7 protein-coding genes are annotated in these 21,847 nt (G+C 69.4%); 6 read left to right on the top strand and 1 reads right to left on the bottom strand.

The annotated features are described in order from the left end of the window. Positions 1–102: 102 nt before the first annotated feature. Positions 103–1,317 (bottom strand): acetylornithine/succinyldiaminopimelate transaminase, encoded by a 1,215-nt coding sequence (locus AC3WT6_RS12570; protein WP_492653944.1) that lies wholly within the window; start codon positions 1,315–1,317, stop codon positions 103–105. Between the two features lie 620 nt (positions 1,318–1,937). On the opposite strand from AC3WT6_RS12570, the gene AC3WT6_RS12565 reads away from it, so the two are divergent. The 6 genes from AC3WT6_RS12565 to AC3WT6_RS12540 all read left to right on the top strand — a co-directional run bounded on the left by AC3WT6_RS12565 (position 1,938) and on the right by AC3WT6_RS12540 (position 21,114). Then, entirely contained in the window at positions 1,938–3,860 is a 1,923-nt protein-coding gene (locus AC3WT6_RS12565) for a PrkA family serine protein kinase (protein ID WP_492653943.1), read from the top strand. 10 nt (positions 3,861–3,870) lie between these two features. After that, complete coding sequence (locus AC3WT6_RS12560; protein WP_492653942.1) at positions 3,871–5,112, top strand: YeaH/YhbH family protein; 1,242 nt, start codon at positions 3,871–3,873, stop codon at positions 5,110–5,112. A gap of 68 nt (positions 5,113–5,180) precedes the next feature. Beyond that, positions 5,181–6,701 carry a SpoVR family protein gene (locus AC3WT6_RS12555; RefSeq protein WP_492654021.1) on the top strand — a complete coding sequence of 507 codons (1,521 nt, stop codon included), beginning with the start codon at positions 5,181–5,183 and terminating at the stop codon, positions 6,699–6,701. Between the two features lie 390 nt (positions 6,702–7,091). Next, positions 7,092–7,907, top strand: coding sequence for a sulfatase-like hydrolase/transferase (locus tag AC3WT6_RS12550; protein ID WP_492653941.1), 816 nt, complete (start codon positions 7,092–7,094; stop codon positions 7,905–7,907). 36 nt (positions 7,908–7,943) lie between these two features. Next, positions 7,944–16,130: an SDR family NAD(P)-dependent oxidoreductase gene (locus AC3WT6_RS12545; RefSeq protein WP_492653940.1), complete on the top strand. Its 8,187-nt coding sequence runs from the start codon at positions 7,944–7,946 to the stop codon at positions 16,128–16,130. A gap of 121 nt (positions 16,131–16,251) precedes the next feature. Further along, positions 16,252–21,114 (top strand): type I polyketide synthase, encoded by a 4,863-nt coding sequence (locus AC3WT6_RS12540; protein WP_492653939.1) that lies wholly within the window; start codon positions 16,252–16,254, stop codon positions 21,112–21,114. Positions 21,115–21,847 lie beyond the last annotated feature (733 nt).

Here is a 21,847-nt window from a genome sequence, read left to right as displayed (position 1 = left end):
ACCCCGTGCACGCCGGCAAGTTCCCGTCGGGGCCGTTCAAGGCACCGCTCGCCCCCGCTCAATACCTGCGGAGGCCGCGCGCGGCGCGGCCTCCGTCGGAGTTCAGGCCACCTTGGCCGGCGCGCTCAGCTCCGCGCAGGCGGCATCGAGTCGCTTCAGCCCTTCGGCCACCTCGGCTTCGGTGATATTCAGCGCCGGGGCCAGACGCAGCACATCGGGGCCGGCAACCAGGGTCCAGACGCCGTGCTTGAGGCCGGCGTTGACGATCTCCTTGGCCTTGCCCTTCCAGGCCGCGGTCACCGGCGCGCCCAGCAACAGGCCCAAGCCACGCACGCCCTCGAACACGCCGTAGCGCTGGCCGATGGCAAGCAGGCCCTCACGCAACTGGGCGCCGCGGGCGGCGACGTTGGCGCGGATCGCCGGGGTATTGATGACGTCGAACACCGCCTCGGCGACCGCGCAGGCCAGCGGGTTGCCGCCATAGGTGCTGCCGTGGGTGCCGAAGGCCAGGGTCTCGGCGATCTTGGCGGTGGTCAGCATGGCGCCGATCGGAATGCCGCCGCCCAGGCCCTTGGCGGTGGTCAGCACGTCCGGCGTCACGCCGTAGTGCTGGTAGGCGTAAAGCTGACCGCTGCGGCCATTGCCGGACTGCACTTCGTCGAAGATCAGCAGCGCGTTGTACTTGGTCGCCAGCGCGCGGGCACCCTCGATGAATTCCTTGCTGGCCGGCAGGATGCCACCCTCGCCCTGCACCGGCTCGAGCACGATGGCGCAGACCTCGTCGCTCATCGCCGCTTCCAGCGCCTTGAGATCGTTGAACGGCAGGTGGCGGATGCCGCCCGGGATCGGCTCGAAGCCCTGGGTGTACTTGGCCTGGCCGCCGACGCTCACGGTGAACAGCGTGCGACCGTGAAAGCCGTTGAAGAACGAAATGATCTTGTTCTTGTGCGGGCCGATGTTGTTGCCATAGCGGCGCGCCAGCTTGAACGCCGCCTCGTTGGCCTCGGCGCCGGAATTGCAGAAGAACACCCGCTCGGCGAAGGTCGCCTCGGTGAGCTTCTTGGCCAGACGCAGCGCCGGCTCGTTGGTCATCACGTTGGACAGATGCCAGAGCTTGCCGGCCTGCTCTTGAAGAGCCTTGATCATCGCCGGATGGGCATGACCCAGCACAGTGACGGCGATACCGCCCGCCAGGTCGATGTACTCGCGGCCCTGCTGATCCCAGAGTCGCGAAGCCTCACCGCGCACCGGAATGATCTCGGCAGGCTGGTAATTGGGGACCATGACCTCGTTGAAGGTCTGACGGCTGACTTGCATGGGCGACTCCAGAACGCAAAAACCCGCGAGCGGCTCGCGGGCCTGATGAACCACGGTGGCTGCCGGCTCCGCCGGCCCGGCCTGAACTTACCGCCCGGCCTTCAAGAAAAAGCAGCCCAAGGGCCGTCAGGTTCAGGGCGCAAATTATACCCAAGCAGACCCAGGGCCAAGACCAGGGAGCGGGACGCCACCGGCGATCGCCCGAGTTAGGGCGCGCCATGACAAAAATGCAGCCGCCAGCCGGCGTGAGCCCGGCGCCGTAAGCCCGACGCTCGCCTTTTTCGACTCGCTCGAAAAGCAGCACTCAGGCAGCCCGGCTGCCCAGCGTCAGCCTCCCGAGCAGCCTCGCCGCGCCGACGGTCGGCCACCTCCGCTGGTCTGGCCGGAGTGCGCACTTGCGCCCGATTCTTGCAAGGCTTAATTCCAACAGCTCGGGACTTTCCTTTTTCACGGAGGAGACCATGCAGGCAAAGGCAGCAATCGCCGACGCTAAAGCGCCTAGCGCCCGATTACGCCCACCTGTCGCCCGTACCCGAACGGCTTGACGCAATTTCGACCGCGACGCGGTCTACCGGCATAACCGTGGCCGCATTACCACGGAATCTGCAAGGAGCTTGGCCATGAAACTGTTTGATTCCTTCCGGCAGCAATATCAACGGGCTCGCGACGAGGAACTGTCACTGCCCGAGTATCTGGAGCTGTGCAAGACCAACCCCATGGCCTATGCCTCGCCCGCCGAGCGCATGCTCGCCGCCATCGGCGAGCCGGAAGTAGTCGATACCCGCAACGATCCACGGCTGTCGCGGATCTTCTCCAACCGGGTGATCCGTCGTTACCCGGCGTTCCGCGAGTTCTACGGCATGGAGGATGTCATCGCCCAGGTGGTGGCCTTCTTCAAGCACGCCGCCCAGGGCCTCGAAGAACGCAAGCAGATCCTCTATCTGCTCGGTCCGGTCGGCGGCGGCAAGTCTTCCATCGCCGAGCGGCTGAAGTCCTTGATGGAGGCGCATCCGATCTATGCGCTGAAAGGTTCGCCGATCAACGAGTCGCCGCTGGGCTTGTTCAACCCCGAGCGTGACGCCGCGATGCTGGAGGGCGAGTACGGCATCCCGCGTCGCTATCTCACCGGCATCGCCAGCCCCTGGGCGATCAAGCGCCTGGCCGAGTTCGATGGCGACCTCGGGCAGTTTCGGGTGGTACGCATCCAGCCCTCGGTTTTAAAGCAGGTCGCCATCGCCAAGACCGAGCCGGGCGACGAGAACAACCAGGACATCTCCAGCTTGGTCGGCAAGGTCGACATCCGCAAGCTGGAGGCCTATTCGCAGGACGATCCCGATGCCTACAGCTATTCCGGCGGCCTCTGCCTGGCCAACCAGGGCCTGCTCGAGTTCGTCGAGATGTTCAAGGCGCCGATCAAGATGCTGCACCCGCTGCTGACCGCCACCCAGGAGGGCAACTTCAAGGGCACCGAGGGCTTCAGCGCGATACCCTTCAACGGCCTGATCCTGGCGCACTCCAACGAGAGCGAGTGGCAGGCCTTCCGCAACAACAAGCACAACGAGGCCTTCCTCGACCGCGTCTACATCGTCAAGGTGCCCTACTGCCTGCAGGTGTCGGAAGAGGTCAATATCTATCGCAAGCTGCTCAAGAACAGCTCGCTGGCCGCCGCACCCTGCGCGCCCGGCACGCTGGAAATGATGGCGCAGTTCTCGGTGCTGACCCGGCTCAAGGAGCCGGAGAACAGCAGCATCTTCGCCAAGATGCGGGTCTATGACGGCGAAACCCTGAAGGACACCGATCCCTCGGCCAAGTCGTATCAGGAATACCGCGACTACGCCGGCATCGACGAGGGCATGACCGGCACTTCCACCCGCTTCGCCTACAAGGTGTTGTCCTCGGTGTTCAACTACGACCAGACCGAGGTCGCGGCCAACCCGGTGCATCTGATGTACGTGCTGGAGCAGCGCATCCTGCGCGAGCAATTGCCCGAGGATCAGCAGCGCCGCTATCTGGATTTCATCAAGGGCTGGCTGGCACCGCGCTATGCCGAGTTCATCGGCAAGGAGATCCAGACCGCCTATCTGGAAAGCTATTCCGAGTACGGCCAGAACATCTTCGACCGCTACGTCACCTTCGCCGACTACTGGATCCAGAACGAGGACTACCGCGACCCCGAGACCGGCGAGTCCTTCGACCGCGTGGCGCTCAATGCCGATCTGGAGAAGATCGAGAAGCCGGCCGGCATCGCCAATCCCAAGGACTTCCGCAACGAGATCGTCAACTTCGTTTTACGCGCCCGCGCCCAGCACGGCGGCAAGAACCCGAAGTGGACCAGCTACGAGAAGCTGCGCGAGGTGATCGAGAAGAAGATGTTCTCCTCCACCGAGGAGCTGCTGCCGGTGATCAGCTTCAACGCCAAGGCCTCGGAGAACGACAAGAAGAAGCACGAAAACTTCGTCAGCCGCATGGTCGAGAAGGGCTACACCGAGAAGCAGGTCCGCCTGCTCTCCGAGTGGTATCTGCGGGTTCGGAAGTCGGCGTGACCGACTCGCCATGTCCATCGTCATCGACCGCCGCCTCAACGACCGCAACAAGAGCGCCAGCAACCGCGCGCGCTTTCTGCGCCGCTACAAGGAGCAACTGAAGAAGGCGGTCACCGACATGGTCGGAGAGCGCTCGATCACCGACATGGACCAGGGCGGCACAGTCAGCATTCCGGTCAAGGACATCTCCGAACCCAGCTTCGGGCACGGTCCGGGTGGCGACCACGAATCGGTGCATCCCGGCAACCGCAGCTTCCAGCCCGGCGATCGCCTGCCCCGTCCCTCCGGCGGCCAGGGCGGTGGCGGCGGTGAGGCTGGCGAAGGCGGCGACGGCCGCGACAGCTTCACGTTCGCGCTCTCGCGCGAGGAGTTTCTCAGCCTGTTCTTCGACGACCTGGAACTGCCGCATCTGGTGCGCAACTTCCTCGGCGAGGTGCGCGACCACAAATGGCAGCGGGCCGGCTATACGCCCAGCGGCGTGCCCGCCAATCTCGCCGTGCTGCGCTCGCTGCGTACCGCCATGGCGCGGCGGATCGCGCTCGGCAGCCCGATCCGCCGCGAGCTGAACCGAGTCGAACAGCAAGTCGCCGACGAAGGCGCCAGCCCGAAGCTGGAGGCCGAGCGCGAGGCTCTGGAGCAACGCCTGCGCAAGATTCCCTTCCTCGACGACATGGATCTGCGCTACCGCCACCGGGTGCGGGTGCCGCAACCGATTTCGCGCGCGGTGATGTTCTGCCTGATGGATGTCTCGGCCTCGATGACCGAGGAGAAGAAAGATCTCGCCAAGCGCTTCTTCACCCTGCTGTACCTGTTCCTGACCCGCAAGTACGAGCGGGTGCAGCTGGTGTTCATCCGCCACACCGACGACGCCCAGGAAGTCGACGAGGACGCCTTCTTCCACGACCCGCAGTCGGGTGGCACGGTGGTGCTGTCGGCACTCAAGCTGATGCAGGAGATCATCGCCGAACGCTTTCCGGCCGGGCAGTGGAACATCTATGGCGCGCAGGTCTCGGACGGCGACGCCTTCGGCGCCGATCCGGAGAAGAGCCGCGCCCTGCTGGCCGAGCAACTGCTGCCGCAGCTGCGCTACTTCGCCTATCTCGAAACCCCGGACAACCCGGAGCGTCTGAGCCCGCTGATGCATGCCTACTCGCGCATCGACAGCCCGCACTTCGCCACCCGCTCGGTCACCGAGCGCGGCGAGGTCTACCCGGTCTTGCGCGACTTGTTCCGTAAAGAGGCGAAGGCATGAGCGCCATCCTGGTGACAGATACCCCGGCCTCGCCAGCGCCGGCGCCAGCGGGCGGTGCATCCGGCGAGCTGCGGCCGCTCGCCGGCCCGGTGACCGGCGGAGGATTGATTTCCACCGGCAGCGAGTGGACTTTCGAACTGCTGGGCCGCTATGACGAGGCCATCCACGCCATCGCCGCCAACGAGTTCGGGCTCGACACCTACCCCAACCAGATCGAGGTGATCGCCAGCGAGCAGATGCTCGACGCCTACGCCTCGGTCGGCCTGCCGATCAGCTACCCGCACTGGAGCTATGGCAAGGAGTTCATCCGCAACGAGCACCTCTATCGCAAGGGCGCGCGCGGCCTGGCCTACGAGATCGTCATCAACTCCAACCCCTGCATCTCCTACCTGATGGAGGAGAACAGCCTGCCGATGCAGGCGCTGGTGATCGCCCATGCCTGCTACGGCCACAACTCCTTCTTCAAGGGCAACTACCTGTTCCGGCAATGGACCAATGCCGACGCGATCATCGACTACATGGTGTTTGCCCGTAAGTACGTGCTCGACTGCGAGGAGCGCCACGGCCACGCGGCGGTGGAGGAGACCATCGACTCCTGTCACGCGCTGATGAGCCATGGCGTCGACCGCTACCGCCGGCCGACACCGCTCTCGGTCGCCGAGGAATGCGACCGCCAGCGCGAACGCGAGGCCCATGCCTGGCGCCAGTACGACGAGATCTGGCGCACGGTGCCGCGCAAGAGCGCCTCCGAACGCCGTCAGGGCGAGCGCCCCTTCCCCGAGGAGCCGCAGGAGAACCTGCTGTACTTCGTCGAGAAGCACGCGCCCAAGCTGGAGCCCTGGCAACGCGAACTGGTGCGCATCACCCGCAAGCTGGCGCAGTACTTCTACCCGCAGGGCCAGACCAAGGTAATGAACGAGGGCTGGGCGACGTTCTGGCACTACACCCTGCTCAACCGCCTGTTCGATCACGGCCAGGTCGACGCCGGCTTCATGCTCGAGGTGCTGGCCTCGCATACCAATGTCATCACCCAGCGCGGCTACGACCAGCCCGGCTACGGCGGCATCAATCCCTATGCCCTGGGCTACGGGATGATGAGCGACCTGCGCCGCATCTGCGAAAGCCCCAGCGATGAGGACCGCCACTGGTTTCCGGACATCGCCGGCGGTGACTGGCGCCAGGTGCTCGACTTCGCGATGCGCAACTACAAGGACGAATCCTTCATCGGCCAGTTCCTGTCGCCCAAGCTGATGCGTGAGTTCCATCTGTTCGCGGTGGCCGACCACGCCGGCGAGCCGGAGCTGCGCATCGACAGCATCCACAACGAAGACGGCTACCGGCGCCTGCGCCGCGTGCTCGCCGCGCAATACAACCGCGACAACCAGATTCCCGACATCCAAGTGCAGCACTACGAGCGGCGCGGCGATCGCTCGCTGACCCTGCGTCACCGCCAGCACCGCGGCCGGCCGCTCAATGGCGAGGCCAGCGAGGTGTTGAAGCACCTGGGCCGGCTCTGGGGCTTCACCGTGCGGCTGGAAACCGTAGACGAACAGGATCGCCCGGTGGGTGAAGTGCTGAGCGTCGGCTGAGACTTCGGGAGTCTGCTCCGGGAAGGAAACTGCGCCCCGCCGACCCATTCCGCCGGCGCCACCGGCGAACGCCACTTACATCAAGAAAACGGGCAGTTGTTTCAGCTCTGAAACCGTCTTGGACATGACAGACAGTTCATCAAAAACTATTCCAAACAAGGGCTTAAAGAGGGTATATACGGACATACCAAACATCCCGAGCCATATCGGGGCTTAAAGCGAAAGTTTGGAGGAGATTCGCCGCAGCCGCGTTCGCTGCGTACACAAGCAAGGCAGACGTTTCGTCTGCCAGTAGCTGCAAGCCGATTCCGGTACCCGCCGGAAAAACTTCGCGTTGTGCGCGTTTGCGCGCAAATCCTGACAGCCGCACCGGACCACTGCTGAGCCTGAATGAGCAACAACCTGGTTTTCATCGTCATGGACAGCTGTCGCTACGACAGCTACGCCCGCGCCAAGCGCCCGAACATGGACCACATCGGGCTCGGCGAGCAGCGCTATTCCTACGCCTCCTGGACCTCGCCCTCGCACTACACCTATCTGATGGGCATGGTGCCGCACAAAAGCCCCAGAGGCGTGTTCGCCAGCGAGGTCTACAAGAAGGAATTCGCCCAGTGGGTGGACCGCCTCGGCATCGAGGATCTGTCGTTCAAGAGCTTCGTGCCGCAGCTCTCACTGCCCTATGTGCTGCAGCAGCAGGGCTACCGCACCTGCGCCAAGGTCTCGCTGCCGGTGCTGAATCCACTCTCGCACCTGAACCGTCACTTCGACGACTACAAGCTGATGGCCGACCACAACGACTTCGCCGGGATGATCCGCGAGATCGAGTTCGACGCCGACGAGCCCAGCTTCTACTTCCTCAACCTGGGCGAGACCCACTACCCCTACATGCTCGACCCCAAGAGCCTGCCGCACATCTCCGGCGTGCACGGGGTGTTCAAGCGCATGGACGACGAGCTGGGCCGCGAGACCAGTGATCGCTTCTTCGACGACGAGCAGATGCGCGAGCTGCACAGCCAGCAGGTGCGCACCGTCGAGCATGTCGACACCGTGCTCGAAGGCCTGATCGAGAAGGCGCCGGTGGGCACCCATTTCATCATCACCGCCGACCACGGCGAGTGCTTTGGCGAGGGCGGCTACTTCGGCCATGGACCGATCGTCCACGAGAAGGTGATGGAAGTGCCGTTTCTGGAAGGACGCAAGCGCTAGCGCTGCGGTAGTACCCGCTCAGCAGGGAGCAGAACCATGAGCAACAGCTTCGAGATTCTGGTGTATTCGCCCGCCGGATTGGGCGCGCCAGACCTAGCAGTCGCGGCCAGCCGCGCCGGTGCCCTGGGGGTGCTGGATCTCGCCGACACGCCGGCAGCGGACTGCCTGCCCGCGCTGGAGCGGCTGCTGGAGCAGCTCGACGGTCGCTTCGGCCTGCGACTGGGCCTGGCGCAGAAAGAGGTGCTGCCGGAACTGCTCGCCCGCGTCGGCGGCCGGGCGCTGAGCCTGATCGTCTGCGGCGGCGCGCCGGCACTGAATGCGCTGTCGCCGGGCATCGCCAGCCGTGCCGGTCTGCGCCTCTTGGCCGAGATCAGCAGCGCCGAGCAGCTCGCCGAACTGCCCGCCGGACTCGACGGCCTGATCGCCCGCGGCCACGAGGCCGGCGGCTGGGTCGGCGAGGACGGCAGCTTCCTGCTGCTGCAAAAGCTGCACGGCAAGACCGACCTGCCCATCTACGCGCTGGGCGGCATCGGCGAACACAGCGCCGCCGCCTGCCGCGTCGCCGGCGCAGCCGGCGCGGTGCTCGACGATCTCGCGCTGCTGCTGCCGGAAAGCCCGCTGCCGGCCGCGCTCAAGACCGAGCTGACGCGCCTCAACGGTGCCGAATGCCGCCTGTACGGCGAGCTCGCCGGCCAGCCCTTTCGCGCCTACGCGCGCCCGGCCTCACCGGCGGCCAAGGCCGCCGAGGATCTGCAACGCCAGCTGGAGGCGGAGGCCCTGCCCGAGGGGACGCAGGCGATCGCCGGCCTCGCCGGCTGGCAGGACAGCCAGCGCCAGCTGTTGCCGCTGGGCCAGGGCATCGGCCTGGCCGCCACGGCGGCCGCGCTCCACGGCAGCCTGGCGGCGCTGATCGCCGCCGTGCAGCGCGCCAGCCTGCGCCAGATCGAGCAGGCCGCTGGCCAGGGCGCGCTCGCCGAGGGCGGGCCGCTGGCGCTCGCGCATGGCTGCCGCTACCCCATCGCCCAGGGTCCGATGACCCGCGTCTCCGACCACCCCGGCTTCGCCGCCGCCGTGGCCGAAGGCGGCGCCTTGCCGTTTCTCGCCCTCGCCCTGATGCGTGGCGCTCCGCTCGGCAGCCTGCTGCAAGCCACCCGCGAGCAGGCCAAGGGCCGTCCCTGGGGCGTGGGCCTGCTCGGCTTCATCCCCGAGGCACTGCGCCAGGAGCAGTGCGCGGCGATCTGGGACTGCCCGCCGCCGTTTGCGCTGATCGCCGGCGGCCGCCCCGACCAGGCGGCGGAATTCGAGTCGCGCGGCATCGCCACCTACATCCACGCGCCGGCGCCGGCGCTGCTCAAGCTCTACCTGGAACAGGGCGCGCGCCGCTTCGTGTTCGAAGGCCGCGAATGCGGCGGCCATGTCGGGCCGCTGTCCAGCTTCGCGCTCTGGGGCCAGATGATCGAAGTGCTGCTGGCGGAAGTCCCCGCCGGCGCCGAGAAGGACGTCCAACTGCTGTTCGCCGGCGGCATCCACGACGCGCTGTCCTCGTCGATGGTGGCGGCGATGGCGGCGCCGCTGGTGGCGCGCGGCATGCAGATCGGCGTGCTGATGGGCACCGCCTATCTGTTCACCGAGGAGATCGTCGCCAGTGGCGCGGTGGTGCCGGGCTTTCAGGAGCAGGCACTGCGCTGCGCGCGCACGGTCAACCTGGAGTCCGGCCCCGGCCATGCGACGCGCTGCGTCGCCACCGACTTCGCCCGCGACTTCCAGGACTGCCGCCGCCGCCTGCTGCGCGAGGGTAAGAGCGTCGAGGAAGTACGCGACGCGCTGGAAGAATTGAACCTCGGCCGTCTGCGCATCGCCTCCAAGGGCCTGGACCGCGACCGCGACGGCGAGCTGGCGCCGGTGACCGCCGAGGTCCAGCAGCGCGAGGGCATGTACATGATCGGCCAGGTGGCGACCCTGCGTGATCGCAGCTTGAGCATCGCCGAGCTGCACGAAGCGGTCTCTGGCGAATCCCAGCAGAGGCTCGCCGCCGCCATCCCGGCGCGCGCGGCGCGGCCCAAACCGCAGCCCTGCGACATCGCCATCGTCGGCATCGGTCTGGTATTGCCGGGTGCCGACGACGCCGAGCAGTACTGGCGCAATCTGCTCGACCAGAAGAGCGTGATCCGCGAGGTGCCGGAGTCGCGCTGGGACTGGCGCCTGTACTTCGACGAAAACCCCAAGGCGCGCGACAAGATCTACTCGCGCTGGGGCGGCTTCCTCGACGAGATCCGCTTCGACCCGACCCGCTTCGGCATCCCACCGAAGTCGATGAAGTCGATCGACCCGGCGCAGATCCTGAGTCTGGAAGCGGCCAGCCGCGCGCTCGCCGACGCCGGACTCGGCCAGGGCGGCTTCGACCGCGAGACCACTTCCATCGTGCTTGGCGCCAGCGGCGGCTCCGGCGATCTCGGCGCGCAGTACGCGCTGCGCGCCGAGCTGCCGCGCTACGTCGAAAGCCTGACGCCGGAAGCCTGGGACCGGCTGCCGGAATGGACCGAGGAATCCTTCGCCGGCACCCTGCTCAACGTCGCCGCCGGGCGCATCGCCAACCGCCTGGACTTCGGCGGCATCAACTGCACGGTCGATGCCGCCTGCGCCTCCTCGCTGGCCGCCATCGCCATGGCGGTGCAGGAGCTGGAAAGCGGCAGCAGCTCGCTGGTGCTGGCCGGCGGCTTCGACACCACCCAGTCGGCCTACGCCTTTACCGCCTTCGCCAAGACCTCGGCGCTGTCGGCCAGCGGCAAGGCCCGCGCTTTCGACCAGGCGGCCGACGGCATCGTGATCTCCGAGGGCGTGGCGATGGTGGCGCTCAAGCGCCTGGCCGACGCCGAGCGCGACGGCGACCGCATCTACGCGGTCATCAAGGCGGTCGCCGGTTCCAGTGACGGCAAGGCCCTGGGCCTGACCGCGCCGCGCAGCGAGGGCCAGGTGCGCGCGCTCGACCGCGCCTACGCCAAGGCCGGCTTCACGCCGGCGACGCTGGGCCTGGTGGAAGCGCATGGCACCGGCACCGCAGTCGGCGATCTCGCCGAAGCGCAGACCATCTGCAATGCCCTGAAGCGCAGCGGTGCGACGCCGAAGAGCGTCGCGCTGGGCTCGGTGAAGACCCTGCTCGGCCACACCAAGGCCGCCGCCGGCACCGCCGGCCTGGTCAAGGTGGCGCTGTCGCTCTACCACCGCAGCCTGCCGCCGCACTATGGCGTCGAACAACCCATCGCGCCGCTCGCCGACGCGGCGGCGCCGGTCTATCTACTCAAGGAGCCGCGACCCTGGCTGGCCACGCCCGCGCATCCGCGCCGGGGCGCCGCCTCGGCCTTCGGCTTTGGCGGCACCAATTTCCATGTGGTGCTGGAAGAACACCCGCGCAGCACCGGCGCCGCCGGCGCCAGCCGCTGGCCTACGGAGCTATTCCTGTTTCGCGCCCGCGATGCCGCCGCCCTCGCCGGCGAGCTGAGCAGCCTGCAAGCGCAGCTCGGCGCCGACAGCCGGGTGCCCATGGCCGAGCTGGCGCTGAGCCTGGCCCTGCAGGCCGAGGCGCGTGGCCGGCTGCCGGTGTCGCTGGCCATCGTCGCCGCCGACCGCGCGGCGCTGGCCCGCGATCTCGGCCTGGTGCTGGCGCATCTGAAAGACGGCAAGCCGCTGCCCAACAGCCTGCGCCTGCAACTGGCGACACCGGCCAGCGCGCCGGCCATCGCCTTCCTGTTTCCGGGTCAAGGCGCGCAGCAGCTCAACATGGGCCGCGAGGCGGCGCTGTACTTCGAGGAAGTGCGGCAAGCGCTGGAATTCGCCGAGCGTGCCTTGCAGCGCGAGCTGCCGCAGGGCCTCGCCGCCCTGATGATGCCGCCCGCCGCCTACGACGAGGCCAGCGAGACCGCGCAGGGCCGCGCGCTCACCGATACCCGCGTCGCGCAGCCCGCTATCGGCGCGCTGTCGCTGGGCTATCTGCGCCTGGCCGAGCGTCTGGGCCTGCGCGCGGTCGCCAGTGCCGGCCACAGCTACGGCGAGTACAGCGCGCTGATGGCGGCCGGGGTGATCGCACCGGAAGATTTTCTGCACCTGTCGGCCGCGCGCGGCGCGGCGATGGCCGCCGCCGCCAGCGCCGGCACGCCCGGCGGCATGGCGGCGGTACAGGCAAGGCGCGAGCAGGTCAGCGCCCGGCTCGCCGACTTCCCCGGCGTGGTGGTGGCCAATCACAACGCGCCCGAGCAGTGCGTGATCTCCGGACCGAAGGCGGCGCTGGAGGCCGCCGTCGCCGCGCTCAACGAGCAGGGCCTGCGGGCCATGCCGCTGGCGGTGTCCGGCGCCTTCCACACCGCGCTGGTGGCGCCGGCGAAGACCGCGCTGGCGGCGGCGATCCGCGCCACGCCGTTCCGCGCCCCACGGTTTCCGGTGTACTCCAACAGCAGTGCGCGGCCCTACCCTGCGGAACCGGCAGCGATGCAGGAGCAGCTGGACGCGCACCTCTTGTCCAGCGTCGAGTTCGTCGCCGAGATCGAGGCCATGCAGGCGGCCGGCTGCCAGCTGTTCGTCGAGCTGGGGCCGCGCGGCATCTGCGCCAACATGGCGCGCCAGACCCTCGCCGGTCGCGCCGACGCCCAGGCGCTGTCGCTGGACGGCAATGGCGGCGGCCTGCGCGGCCTGCTGCTGGGCCTGGCAGAGGTCTTCGTCGCCGGTGCCGACTGGCGGCCCAGCGCGCTCTACAGCGGCCGCGGCCTCAAGGCGCTGAGCGGCGCGCAGCTCGCCGCACTGGCGCAGCCGCTGCCCAGCCCGGCGCATCTCTGGATGGTCAGCGGCGGCTGCGCGCGGCCGATCAACGATCCGGTGATCCGCACCGGCGCCCAGCCGGCACTGACGCTCGCCAGCCGCGAGGCGGCGCGCGCGGCGCTGCCGGCGCTCGCTCCCGCATCTGCCTCGCCGGCCGCCACCACGCCAGTCAGCGCCACGCTGCCGGCCGCGAATGGCGCGCTGAGCAGCGAGGCCTTGCTTGCCTACCAGCAGACCATGCGCCAGTTCCTGAGCTTGCAGGAGCGGGTGATGCAGCAGGCGCTCGGCGCCGGGGCGCCGCCCGACGCGATGCTGCCGGCGCCGCCGGCAGGAGCCGGCTTGCCTGTAACCACCCTCATCCAGCCACTACCGCCAGTAGCCGAAGCCAGGCCCGCGGCGGTCGCGGGCAAGCCCGCTCCGACAACGGACGCGGTGAGTGTGGTGGACGCGCAAGCCCTGCTGCTCTCGCTGGTCGCTGAGCGCACTGGCTATCCCACCGAGATGCTCGGCCTGGACGCCGATCTCGAAGCCGACCTCGGCATCGACTCGATCAAGCGGGTGGAAGTTCTCGGCGCCTTCCGCAAGGCCCACGCGGGTGCCGCAGCGCTGCCGATGGAGAAGCTCAGCAAGGCCAAGTCGCTGCGCGCGATTCTGGCGGTGCTGCCGGCGACGACGGGCGCGCCCGCTCCCACATCAAGCGCGGCGAGCTCAGTGGCACCGCCGGCGCCGGTGGTGGATGCGCAGGCCTTGCTGCTTACGCTGGTGGCCGAGCGCACCGGCTACCCCACCGAGATGCTCGGCCTGGACGCCGATCTCGAAGCCGACCTCGGCATCGACTCGATCAAGCGGGTGGAAATCCTCGGCGCCTTCCGCAAGGCGCATGCGGGTGCTGCCAGCCTGCCGATGGAAAAACTCAGCAAGGCGAAGACGCTCAAGACCATACTCGCGGCCCTGCCGGCGAAAGCTCCGGCGGCGACCGCGAGCGAGCCAGCACCGACCACGGTCGCCGCGTCGGAGGCCTCGACCAGCGTCGATGCCCAGGCATTGCTGCTGGCGCTGGTCGCCGAGCGCACCGGCTACCCCACCGAGATGCTCGGTCTGGACGCCGATCTCGAAGCCGATCTCGGCATCGACTCGATCAAGCGGGTGGAAATCCTCGGCGCCTTCCGCAAGGTCCACACGGGTGCCGCCGGCCTGCCGATGGAGAAACTCAGCAAGGCCAAGTCGCTGCGCGCGATTCTGGCAGCACTACCGGCGGCGACCACGGCCACCGGCCCAACCGCCCAGACGAAGCCGGCCAGCAGCGAGGCTCCCGCTGGCACCAGCTCCGCGTCCACGGGCGGGCAGCCGCTGCCGCGCTATCTGATCCGCTCGCGTCCGGCGCCGCTGGACGAGCGCAGCGTCGCCCTGGTAGGGCTCGCCCTGATCCTGGGTAGCGGCGCGCTCGCCAATGGCCTGCGCGACCGCCTCGCCGCGCGCGGCCTGCACGCGGTCACCATCGACAGCCTGGAGCCGGCCACCCTGCGCGCCGCCATCGCCGCCGCGCGCCAGAGCCATGGCCCGCTGCGGGCGCTGATCCATCTGCACGGTCTGACCGCCGGCAAAACCGGTCTATCGGCCGAGGCCGCCGAACAGCAGGTGCTGCACCTGTTCCACAGCCTGCAGGAGGCCGACGGCGATCTAGCTGCCGCACGGGTGCTGGTGGCCAGCCGCCTGGGCGGCAGCTTCGGCCGCGACCGCGCCGGCCTGGCGCACGCGGTGGCCGGTGCCGGCAATGGCCTGCTCAACTGCCTGCGCTACGAGTTTCCGCAGGCGGTGCTGCGCGCGGTGGACTTCGGCGAGCAGAGCGACGCCTACATCGCCGAGCGCCTGGTCGCCGAGCTGTTCGCCGACAACCGCGATCCCGAGGCCGGCTATCTCGGCGAGACCCGCGTGCGCGGCGCCACCCTGAGCGCGCCACTGGGCGCGACCGCGACGCCGCGACTAGAGCCGGGCGCGGACTGGCTGGTGCTCGCCACCGGCGGCGCACGCGGCATCACCGCCGAACTGCTGGAGGAAATGGCAAGGCCGGGCATGCGCCTGGTGCTGGTCGGCCGCAGCCCGCTGCCGGAGCCGGAAGCGCCCGAGCTGGCGCCACACGCCGAGCCGGCGGCGCTCAAAGCCCATCTGCTGCGCAGCGCGCTCGCGCGTGGCGAGCAGCCCCGCCCGACCGACATCGAGCGCGTGCTGCAGAAGCTGCTCACCGAGCGCGAGATTCGCGCCAATCTCGCCCGCCTCGCCGCCACCGGCGCGACGCTGGAGTACTGCGCCTGCGACGCCCGCGACGAAGCCACCTTCGGCGCGCTGATCGAACGCCTGTACACGCAGCACGGCCGCATCGACGCGGTGCTGCACGCCGCCGGCGTGATCGAGGACAAACGCCTGGCCGACAAGAGCGCCGACTCCTTCGCCCGCGTGCTCGGCACCAAGCTCGCCCCGGCCTACACCCTGCGCGACAAGCTGCGGCCGGAGAGCCTGAAACTCCTGGCCTTCTTCACCTCGGTGGCCGGCCGCTACGGCAACCTCGGCCAGGGCGACTACGCCGCCGCCAACGAGAGCCTCAACCGTCTGGCCTGGCAGCTGCACCGGCACTGGCCAACAACCCGGGTGATCGCCTTCAACTGGGGGCCCTGGGATGCCGGCATGGCCAGCGAGGCGGTGAAGGCGCAGCTGCGCGCGCGCGGCATGGAACCAATCCCGCTCACCGAGGGCCGGCGCTACTTCCTCGACGAGCTGCGCCATGGCGCGCACGACGCGGTGGAAGTGGTCGCCGGCCGCGGCACCTGGGGTCTGGATGCGCTGCCGCCGGAGCTGGACCCGGCCGGCCATAGCATCAACACGGCCACGCGCTGGCCGCTGCTGCCTGGCACGCCGGCGCTGGGCGAAGGCGGCCAGGTGAGCCTGCAACTGCCCTTCCCCGCCCAACCCGGCCTGCCGCCGCTGGCCAGCGCGCTGGAACTGCTGGCGCAGTTCGTCTGCGCCGCCTGGCCGCAGTGGACGCTGGCGGAGCTGGGCGACGCCCGACTGCTGCGCGCGCCACAGCCCGGCCAGGCGGTGCTGCTGCGCGCGCGTGCCGCCAGCCACTCGGAACCGGGTGTGCAGGCGGTGAGCCTGGAACTGCTGGATGCCGGCAGCCGCGAGCTGCTGATCCGCGTCGGCGCCCTGCTGCGGCCTGGCGGCACGGCTCTGACTGCACCGCTGCTGGACGCCAGCAGTCTGCGCGACGCCGGAGAGCGCCAGCCGGTGCGGGTCGCGCGCCTGCAACGCGGCCTGGGGCAGGCCATGCTGGCGGCGCTGGCGGAAGACATCGTCTGGCAGCCCGAGGACGGCGGCGTGCGGAGCCGGTCCACGCGGGCTAGCGGAGAGCTGCAATGAGCGCGGCGCTGCTGCGGACCGATGCGCGGGAAGCAACCGGCCGAATGGCGCGGATGCTGGCAACGTCCCCACCCCGGCCCTCCCCCGAGCGCGGGGGAGGGAGTCGGAGGCAGTCGCAGGCATGAGCGCGCCGCTCGACATCGCCATCGTCGGCATGGCCAGCTGCTATCCGCGCGCGCGCGGCATCCGCCAGTACTGGCAGAACATCCTCGACAAGGTCGATGCGGTGGCCGAGGCGGAGCCGGAGTGGGTGGGCCACTACTACCAGGAAAACACGCAGGCCGAGGACCGCATCTACACCACCCGCGGCGGCTTTCTGCGCGATCTCGCCTGGGTCGATCCGCAGGCTTACGGGGTGATGCCGAGCGTCGCCGCCGGTGCCGACCCCGACCATCTGCTCGCCCTGCACTACGCCGGCGAGGCGCTGGCCGACGCTGGCTATCTGCACCGCGACTTCAACCGCGAGCGCGCCGGGGTGATGCTCGGCCGCGGCACCTACGGCAACCGCGCGCTGGCCAGCACCATGACCCGCAACCTGTTCCTCGACCAGGCGATGGCGATGGTGCAGGGGCTGCGACCGGACTTCAGCGGCGCCGATCTCGCGCGGCTGAAGGACGCCTTCAAGGCCCAGCTGCCGCCGTTCCAGGCCGAGCACATCGGCGTGCTCACGCCCAATGCCATCGCCGGCCTGATCTGCAACCGCTTCAACCTGATGGGGCCGAGCTGCATCGTCGATGCCGCCTGCGCCTCCTCGCTGATCGCGCTGGAGCAGGCGATCAACCAGCTGCGCCACGGCCATTGCGACCTGATGATCACCGGCGGCATTCACGCCCACACGCCGCCGCAGATCTTCATCCAGTTCTGCCGCATCAATGCGCTGGCGCGCGGCCAGCTGCGGCCGTTCCAGGAAGGCGCCGACGGCACCCTGCTCGGCGAGGGCCTGGGCTTGCTGGTGCTCAAGCGCCGCGCCGATGCCGAGCGCGACGGCGACCGCATCTACGCGCTGATCCAAGGCATAGGCTCGGCCAGCGACGGCCGCGCCAAGGGCCTGCTGGCGCCGCGCCTGGAAGGCGAGGTACTGGCGCTGCGCCGCGCCTACGAGAGCAGCGGCATCGACCCCGCCAGCCTTGGCTTCATCGAGGCGCACGGCACCGGCACCGCGCTCGGCGATGCCACCGAGGTGCAAGCCCTGGCCGAAGTCTTCGGCCATCGCGGCGCCGGCGCCCACATCGGCCTGTCGGCGGTGAAGTCGATGATCGGCCACTGCATGCCCGCCAGCGGCTCGGCGGCGCTCATCAAGGCCGCGCTGGCCCTGCACCACCGGGTGCTGCCACCGATGCTCTGCGAGCAGCCGGACCCGGCGCTACGGCTGGAGCAGACGCCGTTCTACATCCTCAACGAGGCCCGGCCCTGGATCCATGACGGCGCTACGCCGCGCCGTGCCGGCGCCAATGCCTTCGGCTTCGGCGGCATCAACAGCCATGTGATTCTGGAGGAGTACCTGCCGTCGAGATCGGTGCAGGTGCCGGTGCTGCACCGGCCCGGCGGCGGCGAGCTGCTGCTGATCGCTGCCGACTCGGCGGCAGCCCTGCGCGAACGCATCGCGATGCTGTGTCTGCATCTGGCCGCGCCCGGCGCCGAGCTGGCCGCCATCGCCCAGGCCAGTGCCGCGCGCGCCGAGGGCAGCCATCGCCTGGCCCTGCTCGCCGCCGATGCCGCCGAGGCGCTGGGCAAGCTCAACGCCGCGCTGGAAAAACTCGGCGACGGCAGTAAGCCGTTCAAGACCCGCAACGGCATCCACTACGGACTCGGCGCGGCGCCAGGAAAACTCTGCTTCCTGTTCCCTGGCGAGGGCTCGCAATACCCCGGCATGCTCGCCGAGGTCTGCGCGCAGTGGCCGCTGGTGCGCGAGTGGTTCGACATCATCGAGGCCGGTGCGGTCGAGCGCGGGGCGCCTTCGCGGGCGCAAGCCCTGTTCCCGCCGCCCAGCGTGCTGAGTGAGGAAGCACGCAAGGCGCTGGAAGCGCAGCTCTACGAGGGCGACACCGCCGCCGAGAGCGTGTTCGCCGCCAGCCTCGGCCTGCAGGCCTTCTACGACGCGCTGGGCCTGGTGCCGCAGGCCATGCTGGGGCACTCCACCGGCGAGAACACCGCGCTCTCGGCCTGGTGCGACAGCCACCGCGACAACCGCTCCCAGGTGGTGGCGGCAATCCGCGAGGTCAACGCCCGCTACCGCGCGCTGGAGGCCGAGGGCCGCATTGCCCAGGGCACGCTGCTCACCGTCGGCGCGCTGGATGCCGAGAGCCGCGCCGCCCTGCTCGCCGACCTGGGCGGCATGGTGGTGGCGATGGACAACTGCCCCAATCAGCTGGTGCTGTTCGGCAGCGCCGAGCAGGCCGAGGCGGTGCGCGAGCGGCTGTCGCCGCAGGGCGCGATCTGCGCTGCCCTGCCCTTTGGCCGCGCCTACCACACGCCGCTGTTCGCGCCGATGGCCAAGGCGGTGCGCGCCTACTACCCGACACTGCAATTGCAGCCGCGCGAGGGCATCACGCTCTACAGCGCCTGCAGCGTCGCGCCCTTCCCGCGCGTGCAGGACGGCATCGTCGCGCTCACCGCCGAGCAATGGCAGCGCCCGGTGCGCTTCACCGAGACCCTGCAACGCCTCTATGAGGACGGCTACCGGGTGTTTCTGGAAGTCGGCCCCAGCGCCAATCTCACCGCCTTCGTCGAGGACACGCTGCGCGGCCGGCCGGGCCTGCTGGCCCTGGCCAGCGACAGCCGCCGCAAGTCCGGCACGCTGCAACTGCAGCAGACGCTGGCGCAGCTGTTCGCGGCCGGCATCGGCTTCGACGCGGCCGCGCTGTTCGCGGCGCGCGCGCTCCCCGCAGTTGATCTAGCCGCGCCACCGCCGGCGCTGAAGAAGACCGGCATGCAGCTCAAGCTGCTGATGCCGGAGCTGAAGCTGCCGGAGGAGTTCCGCCGCCGGCCACTGCCATCGGCAACGGCCGCCACGCCGGCGACTGCGGCGCGCGACGCGCAGGAGGAGCCCAGCGGCGAGGACGCCCGCAACGCCGCGCTGCGCATGCACTTCTCGCTGATGCAGGAGTTTCTCGACTCGCAGGCGCGGGTGCTGGGGCTCGCCGGCGTGCTGCCTGCGCCGGTCGTCCCGCGCGCAGAGCCCGCCCTACTACCGGCGCCGTCGCCGATGTCGGCGACAACGGTTGCCGTCGATGGCAGCCGCTACCCCCTGCTCGGCGAAATCCGCCTGCGCGAACGCGAGCGCCTGCAGGCCGAGCGCCTGCTCGATCTCGCCAGCGATCTGTTTCTCAACGACCACGCCATCGGCACCACGCCGACGCCGCGCGACCCCGGCCTGCGGCCGCTGCCGGTGCTGCCCTTCACCTTCAGCATGGAGCTGATCGCCGAGGCCGCCGCCGCGCTCTGCGAGGGCGAGGGGCTGAAGGTCATCGGCATCGACCAGGCGCGCGGCAGCCGCTGGCTGGCGCTGGACTCGGGCCGCCTGCGGCTGCGCATCCAGGCCGAGCGCCTGCCCGGCCGCGCCGGCGAGCACGGCGGCCCCCAGCGCATCGCCTGCCGCATCCAGGCGCCGGACGAGGGCAATGCGCCCGGTGGGCTCCTGGTGTTCGAGGGCGAGGTGTTGCTCGCCGCGCAGTACCCGGCGCCGCCCAGCCTGCCTGCCAACGGCCGGCCGCTGCAGCCGCCGCGTCTGCACACGCCGGAGGCGATCTACCGCCACGGCATGTTCCATGGCCCGCGCCTGCAAGGCTGCGCGCGCATCGCCGGCTGGGACGCCGAGGGCATGGACGCCGAGCTGCGTGTGCTGCCGGTGCACGACTACTTCCGCGACCAGCCGGCACCGGCCTTCCAGTTCGACGCCGCCCTGCTCGACGCCGCCGGCCAGCTCGCCGGCTTCTGGCTGCGCGAGAAGTACACGGAGCAGGTGCTCAACTGCTTCCCCTATCGCGTGCGCAGCCTGCGCCTGTATGGCCCGCCGCCCGCCACTGGCCAGGTACTGCATTGCCAGGGGCAGATCCGCCTGGACGGCGAGGCGAAGCAGCTGGAAGCGCGCTGGGAGATTGCCGACCGTGAAGGCCTGGTCCGGATGCGCGCCGAGGGCTGGGAAGACCGCGTGTTCGCGGTGCCGCCGCGCTTGCATGCCTTCCGCCAGGACCCCGCCGCCGCACCGCTAAGCGAGCCGCTGCTGCGCGAGCGCCTGCCACCGGAGTTGTGCATCCGCCGCCTGGCGCCGCTGGAGGAAGGTCTGCTCGACGAAGGCGGCGCGATCTGGAAGCGAGTCACCGCCCACCAGGTGCTGACCGCCGCCGAACGCGGCCGCTGGTACGCGCTGCCGGCGCAGGGTCCGCGTCGCGAGGAATGGCTGATGGGCCGGCTCGCCGCCAAGGACGCGGTGCGCGACTGGGTCCGTCTGCGTCACGGCCTGGAACTGGCACCCGCCGACATCGAGATCGCCAGCCTGGACAGCGGCCGCCCGCTGGTGCGCTGCGCCGCCCTGCAAGGCCGGCTGCCGCCAGCGATCTCGCTGGCGCACAGCCGGCGCTGGGCCTGCGCCGTCGCCAGCGATCCCGGTGTCGGCCTGGGCCTGGACTACCAACGCATCGAGCCTCTGCGTGCCGAGGACCTGATCCACGGCGCCTTCGCCGCCAGCGAGCAGCACTGGCTGAGCGCGCCCGCCGGCAGCGGCGAGCGTGCCCGCCAGGCGGTCGCGCTCTGGTGTGCCAAGGAAGCCGCCGCCAAGGCTGCCGGCAGCGGCCTGCAGGGCCGTCCGCAGGACTGGCTGGTGGTCGCCGCCCAGCTCGACCGCCGCGGCGGCAGCCCCACCGTGGCGCGGGTGCGCCAGGGTGAGCGCGATTACGACGTGGCGCTGCACTTCGAGGGCGACGAGGCGGTGCTGGCCTTGTGTGTGGCGACTGAGGCGGTACCGGCGGTAGCGGTGTCGGACTGAGCATGGGGATAGCCATGGCTAGTTCGCCTTTGCCTCGATCGGCTGGGTTGTGGTTCGCGCCTTCGCGCTCTGCTGAGCCTGCTGTTGGTGCGAGCTTTTTTTCGCCTCTTGGCGACTCACTTTTCTTTGCTTGTGCAAAGAAACAGTTAATGGGTTGGCATGGCAAGCCATGCCAACAGCAAAAGAAAGCACACCCCTGCGTCGCGCCCCTACGGGGTGCCCTGCGATGCTCGCGGCCGGGGGGACGCGCCCGAACTCGGCGCCCTATAGGCGCCTCGAACATGCGGGCGCTTCCATACCCCCCGACCACTGCGCTTCTCGGCGCTTACGAAGGGGAGGGCAAGTCAAAAGCCACATCAACAGCACTCAGGCTCGTCGGCTACGCCGACATCGCGCGAGCGAAGCAAGCGCCTGTGGTTGCTGGTGATGTGGCTTCTCTCTTCGCGGCGGGCGAAGACCGCCGTGCTGTAGATGTTCCGGTCCCCTTCGTAGCGCCGAGAGTGAGCTGGGAGGCTTTGCGGATTGCCTTGAATGGCAATCCGCCCCAGCGAACGCCCGGCCTACGGCCGGGCCGTAGAGGACCAAAGGGGGATGACAGCGAGCGCCTGTCTGAGGCGCCTATAGGGCGCCGAGTTCGCGAGCGGCCCCTTTGGGCCGAGCATCGCAGGTTTACCCCCAAAGGGGGCGCTACGCAGGGGTGTGCTTTCTTTTGCTTACTTTTCTTTGCACAAGC

This window comes from Stagnimonas sp. FW305-C-60 (genome assembly GCF_058782965.1).
This window is presented reverse-complemented; position numbering and strand designations above follow the sequence as displayed.